Origin of the sequence: Nostoc flagelliforme FACHB-838, from assembly GCF_014698065.1 — a bacterium.
In the GTDB taxonomy this organism is placed as follows: Bacteria; Cyanobacteriota; Cyanobacteriia; order Cyanobacteriales; family Nostocaceae; genus Nostoc; species Nostoc flagelliforme_B.
In genome coordinates, this window is sequence record NZ_JACJSI010000038.1 from 59342 (window position 1) to 66547 (window position 7206).

A 7206-nucleotide genomic window follows, 5' to 3' on the forward strand; every position below is an offset into this window, starting at 1 on the left:
TTGAAATTTAGTTTAAAAGACGATTACTTAATCAAGGTTAAATATGGTGAATTTCACTATCCAGAATGTTTTGATTGCCTTCAGTGATGATTATGCAACGGTAGATGTACAGATTATAGATGGTGCGATTGCAGCCATTGCCCCTAATCTACAAGTAATTGGCACTGCCATTGATGGCAAAAATAAGCTACTGCTACCTGGCTTTTTCAACGCCCACACCCACTCATCCGAGATGTGGCAGCGAGGAATCATGTCAGTTTTCCCCTTAGAATTGTGGTTGGCGGAACTGTATGATTTTGCTCCCCTCGATCCCGAACAAGTTTATCTCAGCGCCTTGGGTACTGCGGTAGAAACTCTACTTTCCGGCGGGACAAGTGTAGTAGATCACTTGGTGTTAATTCCCGGACTTGAGTTAGAAACGATCGCCATTGCCACTCGTGCTTACAGAGAAGTGGGAATTCGTGCTTTTATCGCCCCCTTAATTCAGGATGAATCCCTCAGCGCGGGTATTCCATCTGGAGAATCAGCCCAAAAGCATGAACCTTATTTTCGCTCAACTGCGGCAACATTGGAAATCATCGAAGAGGCGGTGAGACAATTTCATCGCCCGGATGAGGGTATAAATATTTTAGTTGCACCAACAGGGATTCAATTATGTACTGATGCTTTATTTCAGGGGTGTACTGAGTTAAGCGATCGCTATAATCTTTGTCGTCACTCCCATTTACTCGAAACCAAGGCACAAGAAAAACTCGCTCAAGAAAAGTACGGTTGTACTGCTGTGGAACATTTGAAAAGAATCGGATATTTGAGCGATCGTACAACACTAGCCCATTGTGTGTGGTTAAATGATGCTGATATCGCCATTCTCGCCGAAACCCAGTCTACAGTTGTTCATAATCCCTTAAGTAATCTGCGTTTAGGCAGTGGCATCGCCCCAATTTTAAAATATCGTCAAGCTGAAGTAAATGTAACTTTTGGTTGTGACGGTGCTTCTAGTAATGACTCTCAAGATTTGCTAGAAGCCATCAAAATGGGTTCTATCTTGCACAACGTTACAAACTCAGATTACCAACACTGGATTACGCCCAGACAAGCAGTGGAGATGGCATCTTTGGGAGGTGCAAAAGGACTGAATATAGCAGATAAACTCGGATCTTTAACTGTAGGTAAACAAGCCGATTTGGTACTTTATGATCTCACCAATTTATCATTATTGCCCCGTACAGATCCTATTGGTTTGCTAGTTTTAGGGCGTCCTACAAATGTTGTTAATAGTGCTTGGGTAAATGGTAAGCAGATTGTTGCTGATGGCAAAGTAACGACAATTAACGTTGATGAATTGCGACAAGAATTATTTAATCGCAGTCAATGGGAGACAAAACGTAAGTCTGAAACCGTCGCGCAAATTGAGGCTCATTATCGCACGGTTATGGGGTTGTAAAAGACAAATAAATACAGAACTGCGGCAAAAAATTTGTGCTTTGGTATTTAATATACAGAGAGTATGTCTCCCTCTAATGCAGACTTTTTTGGAAGTCATATCATGTTCGGCAAATCACTTATAATATGTCATTGCGAATGCAACGAAGTGGAATGAAGCAATCGCAAAGGTTTGGGATTGCCGCGCTACCCTCGCAATGACATAAGTATTAAGTCGAACATGATATCAGAGACTAATTAAAGCATTCCAAAATTTTAAAATTATTGAAATGCTCCAAGGAAATATTATATTACCTAGTCTCAGCTTGTACGGGGGAAAGGTTAAAGGGAAAATGAATAATAGTCGCTCACAACTGAACTTGGCTTTTACCTTTCCCTTTCTGCTATGATGTTTCTTTAACCGAAGCGTCCACTGATATAATCTTCAGCTTCTTTGGTTTGAGGAGAACTGAACATTTGGACTGTAGGATTAAACTCAACTAATTTGCCACGACGTTTACCATGCTCGTCAATTTCTGTATTGAAGAAAGCCGTAAAATCTGCGACTCTAGAAGCTTGTTGCATATTGTGTGTCACCATAATGATGGTGTATTGCTCCTTGAGTTCTAGGCAGAGTTCTTCTACTTGACGGCTAGAAATTGGATCGAGAGCAGAACATGGTTCATCCATTAATAATACATCTGGCTTCATGGCGATCGCACGAGCAATGCAAAGCCGTTGTTGTTGTCCGCCAGATAATGCAGTACCCTTCTCTTTGAGTTTGTCTTTTACTTCATCCCAAATAGCAGCGCGTCTGAGGGAATCTTCCACCAATTCATCGATGTTACCTTTGTAACCGTTAGCACGCGGCCCAAAGGAAATATTTTCGTATATTGACTTAGGGAAAGGATTCGGTCTTTGAAAAACCATACCGACTTGGCGACGCAATTTTACAGAATTTATTTTGGGATCGTAAATATTGCGATCGCGATAATTCAGTCTACCCTCAACCTTCGCTCCAGGAATTAAATCATTCATCCGGTTGAAGCAACGTAATAAGGTACTTTTACCACATCCTGATGGGCCAATAAAAGCAATAATTTGTTTTTCAGGAATCTTTAGGTAAACATCTAAAAGTGCCAAAAATCCCCCATAAAATACTTTTACACCTTCAAGATTAAAGACATCATTATCTTGGTTAATTGTGGCGCTATCTGATTTACTTCTACTGTTGCTATAAGTCATTTTGCGTATTTCCTAATATCTGTGAATGTAATCAATTAGATATTTCATTACCTAATGTATTGAGAAGCGTTGCCGAATATAAATTGCTACACCATTTAAAACTAAAATCAAGAGCAACAACGCAATAATTGTCGCTGCGGCTGCATCAGCAAAACCCGGTTCAGGACGAGTAATGTAACTATAAATTTGAATGGGTAATGCCATAAATCTCTGGAACAAACCAGGGTTAAAGGTGAGAAAACCCACAGCACCTACAACAATTAGAGAGGCTGCATCACCAATAGCGCGGGATACAGAGATAATCACCCCAGTCAAAATACCGGGAATAGCATAGGGTATGACATGACTACTGATAGTTTTCCATTTGGTGACACCTAAACCGTAGGAAGCATTTCTCAAGGAATCCGGGACAGCACGAATTGCTTCTCTAGCTGTCACAATAATTACTGGCAAAGACAACAAAGATAAAGTCAATGCACCGGAAATTAAAGCGGGGCCGAACCCAAGCAAATAATTGAAAACTCCTAAACCCAGCAATCCATAGACAATAGAAGGCACACCAGCCAGATTGCTGATATTAATCTCAATAATCGCTGTCCACCAAGCTTTAGGTGCATACTCTTCTAGATATAAAGCTGCTCCGACACCAATAGGGACAGTGACGCCAATCACAATAAATCCTAAAAGGATACTGCTGACAATAGCAGGACGGATTCCACCTTCCTCAGGAAAACGAGAAGGGGTTTCTGTTAGAAAGCCGGGTGTTAAAAATCTGGCTAATCCATCTCGAAAAATATCGAAAAGTAGCAAGGCCAGGACAAATATACCAATCAGCAACCCTAACAAAAAAACTATTTCAAATACTTTTCCTAACGTCTCTCTACTCTCAACATTATCAGTAAACTCTGCCGCAGAGTCTAAAGAACCATCTTGTTGATAACTTGTAGCCATACTGATTAATCGTATTTTTCCTTAAAGCGATTTGCAATCCAGTAACTAACAATATTCAAAGCTAGGGTCATTAGAAATAAAAGAGCGCCCACAGCATATAAAGTCTTGAAACTGAGGCTACCACGCGGACTATCTCCACCAGAAATTTGTGCCATGTAAGCTGTCATTGTTTCTACTGATTCCGCAAAGTTAATAGTCAGCTTTGGCTGTTGACCTGCGGCAATAAGGACAGTCATCGTTTCACCCACAGCGCGAGAAATACCCAAAATAATCGAGGCTATAATTCCAGAAAGCGCTGCTGGTAGAACTATTTTAAAAATGCTTTCTAGCTTAGTGATACCTAAAGCGTAAGCTCCTTCACGCAAAGAATGTGGAACTGCTCGAATAGCATCTAAGCTGATGGAACCAACAGTAGGAGTAATCATTACCCCCATCATTAACCCCGCACTCAAGGCATTAAATATTTCTAGAGGAATAATATTTCGCAGCAATGGTGTCAGGAACAACAGCGCAAAGTAACCATATACTACAGTTGGTATCCCTGCTAAAAGTTCCACTGCTGGACGTAAAATTGCTGCTACTTTGGGTTGAGCATACTCACTTAAATAAATAGCAGAAAATAAACCCAAAGGAATAGCAACTGCCATAGCTATAGCTGTAGTTAAGAAAGTACCAGCTATCAAGGGCCAAACACCAAAATGTCTATCTGCAAATAGAGGTGTCCACTTAGTATCAAGAAAGAATTGAGCAAAGGTAACTTCTTGGAAAAAACCAAATGCCTCCTGAAAAATAATTAAGACAATACCAAAGGTAGTCACAACAGAAACTAAAGCACAAGCAAATAAAATTACCGCAATAATCTTTTCTAAGATATCTTCAGATGCATTTTTCTCTAGTGACTGTCTGAACAGTTGATAAGAGTCTTCTTCAGAATTGCTATTTTGCATAAAAAGTTAAATTTTGAATACGATGATACTACAAAGAATCCTACTTTATTATTTAAATAAAGTTTGTGATTGGCTCTCCAGGTTTTGCTTTTTTAAATTTTGTACCAGTTTCACCAGTAGCCAATTTTTGTTTTACCTTGACATAAGCTTCGTCAGGTAATGCTACATAACCTACGCTGTCTACCCATTTCCAAGAATTTTCTAGATAAAATGCCACAAATTCTTTGACTGCTGGCTTACTATCTAAGGATTTTTTACTGACATAGATGAACAGGGGACGAGACAAAGGTGTGTAGATATTTTTGATCACATTATCTACCGGAACTGGTTTTTCGCATTTTCCTGTAGGACTTTCTACAGCAACTAAATTGAGTTTATCTTGGTTTTGAATATAGTAAGATATGCCTACATAACCTAAAGCTGATACGTCACCTGAAACTCCTTGTACGAGTAAATTTTGATTGTGACTCGGAGTATAATCTGTACGACCATTCTTGGCTTTGCCAGTAATAGCTTGAGTCATATAATCAAACGTTCCAGTATCAGAAGCCGGAGCATAAAGCTTCAGTTGTTGATTAGGAAATTTGGGATTAACTTGATTCCAATTTAATATTTTGCCGTCTGATTTAGCGCTCCAAATCGTACTTAGCTCTTTTATAGTTAGACATTTGGCAAAATTATTTTGACGGTTGGCAATCACAGCGATGCCGTCTAAAGCTATGGGGAACTCAACAAATTCAATATTCTTACTTTTACATTTTTTTATTTCTTCATCCCTAATAGTACGAGAAGCACCAACAATATCAATGTCACCAGCACAAAACTTACTAATGCCACCACCAGTACCACTGGAGGCAACGCTGACTTTAGCTTCAGGTTTAACTTTTCCGTATTCTTCTGCAACTGCTAAAGAAACAAAAAAACCTACAGCCGCACCATCAATACTCACCTGGCTTTTCAATTCTTGCCTACCGTTACAAGCAGTGATACTGCTGGCAATAAACATTAAAGATGTTAGGAAGAAGCTATTCTTAAATCGGCTACGAAAGCTCATAAATTATCAATTGAGATAAAGTGACTGAGAATTTCTTATGCTTGGCTATTTGTAAGTAGATCATGCTGCATGAACAAGAGAGAGATATTATGCTTTGCTTGCAGCTTGAACTTTGTCAAAAATCGCCCCATTTCCAAAAAACTTTTTCTGGATAATATCCCAACCACCCAAATCTTGAGATGTAAATAAAGTTTGAATTGGGGGATATTTTGATGCTACTTCTTGGGTAACTGTGGGGTTAACAGGACGATATTGTAATTTTGCAAATTCCCGTTGAGCTTCTGTTGAGTAGAGAAAATCAACAAACGCCTGTGCAACTTCTCTTGTACCGTGCTTATCGACATTTTTATCGACTACGGCTACAGGATTATCAATGGAAATATTCACTTTTGGTACGACGTAAGGCAGTTTCGGCCCAGTTGTTTCCGCCAAAATTACCTCATTTTCGTAGTTGATTAAGACATCTCCCTCACCTTTTTGGAAGAATAAATCGCTAGCCTCACGAGCATCTTTCGTTAATATAGAGGTATTTTTATAAACTTTGGTGACATAATCTAGTGCTGTCGCCTCATCACCGCCTGTTAGAGTTACCGAACCCCAAAAAGCCAAGAATTCCCAGATAGCAATACCAGAGGTTTTTGGGTTCGCGGCAATCACTTTTACGCCATCTTTTGCCAAGTCTGCCCAAGTATTGATTCCTTTAGGATTGCCTTCGCGCGTGACGATCGCAGCAACTGATCTACTAACAATACCACTTCTCGGAGCTTTAATTTCCCAACCAGATTTAATTAAACCCGCTTGCTGAATTTTGTTGACATCTAAGGGAAGTGCCAAATGTACTATATCTGCTTCTTGCGAACCGGCTATTACAGCAGCAGTTTGAGCGCCAGAACCTCCATAACTTTGCTCAAAAGTGACGTTTTGGTTATGTTCTTGCTTCCACTTCTCTACAAATTTGGGTATGATCTGGTCATGAGCCGCTTTGGTAACAGAAAAAGATACTAATTTCAGATTAACATCATTTTTGCTAGCTGAACTCCTTCCAGAGCAGGAGGCTACTGCTACACTCAAAAAAGTAGCGATGAGAAACAGACTTACAAAGCTTTGTGTAGTGTGTCCATTCAACCAAGTTCTAATTGCGTGCTGGTACCAGAGTTGTATACTCTGCAAAGCTTTCATGACATAAGCCTGTATCCCTTCACTTAGGAATTTGCTTAATTGTATCGGTTGTTGCGACTTGCTCATTAGAATCACCCCTAAATCTACGGTATTTCTACATGGATACCGTAATTATGAGAATTATAGGGTATATAGAATAATATTTATCTATCATTTGGATTAATTTTTTTACTCAATGAGCAATTAACGATCATTAAGTAGCAAATAAATCTGATTTACCAAGACATTCCAAAAAACAGGTTTTTCTGCTGGAAAGCAAAACAATCCGGTTGCATATATACATATACTGACTAAATATAGCAACAGACAAGGCGGTTAGGACGCTAGGCGAAGTACATATTCCATAGCATCCCTGATACAGTCAAATTGAATAAGTTGTTGACGAATTCGACTCTTCAACCATGACCA

6 protein-coding genes are annotated in these 7206 nt (G+C 39.5%); 1 reads left to right on the top strand and 5 read right to left on the bottom strand.

Translation table 11 applies throughout. The features are described from left to right. Nucleotides 1-46 precede the first annotated feature (46 nt). Complete coding sequence (locus H6G97_RS19345) at nucleotides 47-1444, top strand: amidohydrolase family protein (protein WP_190942343.1); 1398 nt, start codon at nucleotides 47-49, stop codon at nucleotides 1442-1444. Nucleotides 1445-1839: 395 nt separating this feature from the next. On the opposite strand, the gene pstB is transcribed toward H6G97_RS19345, so the two are convergent. The 5 genes from pstB to H6G97_RS19370 all read right to left on the bottom strand — a co-directional run bounded on the left by pstB (nucleotide 1840) and on the right by H6G97_RS19370 (nucleotide 6864). Then, nucleotides 1840-2667 (bottom strand): phosphate ABC transporter ATP-binding protein PstB, encoded by an 828-nt coding sequence (pstB, locus tag H6G97_RS19350; RefSeq protein ID WP_190942333.1) that lies wholly within the window; start codon nucleotides 2665-2667, stop codon nucleotides 1840-1842. A gap of 51 nt (nucleotides 2668-2718) precedes the next feature. Next, a complete protein-coding gene (pstA, locus tag H6G97_RS19355; RefSeq protein WP_190942334.1) occupies nucleotides 2719-3618 on the bottom strand; it encodes a phosphate ABC transporter permease PstA in 900 nt (299 codons plus the stop codon). Nucleotides 3619-3623: 5 nt separating this feature from the next. After that, nucleotides 3624-4565 (bottom strand): phosphate ABC transporter permease subunit PstC, encoded by a 942-nt coding sequence (gene pstC / locus H6G97_RS19360; protein ID WP_190942335.1) that lies wholly within the window; start codon nucleotides 4563-4565, stop codon nucleotides 3624-3626. Between the two features lie 52 nt (nucleotides 4566-4617). Further along, nucleotides 4618-5619 (bottom strand): PstS family phosphate ABC transporter substrate-binding protein, encoded by a 1002-nt coding sequence (locus tag H6G97_RS19365; RefSeq protein WP_190942336.1) that lies wholly within the window; start codon nucleotides 5617-5619, stop codon nucleotides 4618-4620. Between the two features lie 87 nt (nucleotides 5620-5706). Further along, nucleotides 5707-6864, bottom strand: coding sequence for a sulfate ABC transporter substrate-binding protein (locus H6G97_RS19370; RefSeq protein WP_190942337.1), 1158 nt, complete (start codon nucleotides 6862-6864; stop codon nucleotides 5707-5709). Between the last annotated feature and the right edge of the window lie 342 nt (nucleotides 6865-7206).

Coding starts and splice junctions, on each gene's coding strand:
- H6G97_RS19365 (WP_190942336.1), bottom strand. CDS start 5,619: ATGAGCTTTCGTAGCCGATTTAAGAATAGCTTCTTCCTAACATCTTTA.
- pstB (WP_190942333.1), bottom strand. CDS start 2,667: ATGACTTATAGCAACAGTAGAAGTAAATCAGATAGCGCCACAATTAAC.
- H6G97_RS19370 (WP_190942337.1), bottom strand. CDS start 6,864: ATGAGCAAGTCGCAACAACCGATACAATTAAGCAAATTCCTAAGTGAA.
- pstA (WP_190942334.1), bottom strand. CDS start 3,618: ATGGCTACAAGTTATCAACAAGATGGTTCTTTAGACTCTGCGGCAGAG.
- pstC (WP_190942335.1), bottom strand. CDS start 4,565: ATGCAAAATAGCAATTCTGAAGAAGACTCTTATCAACTGTTCAGACAG.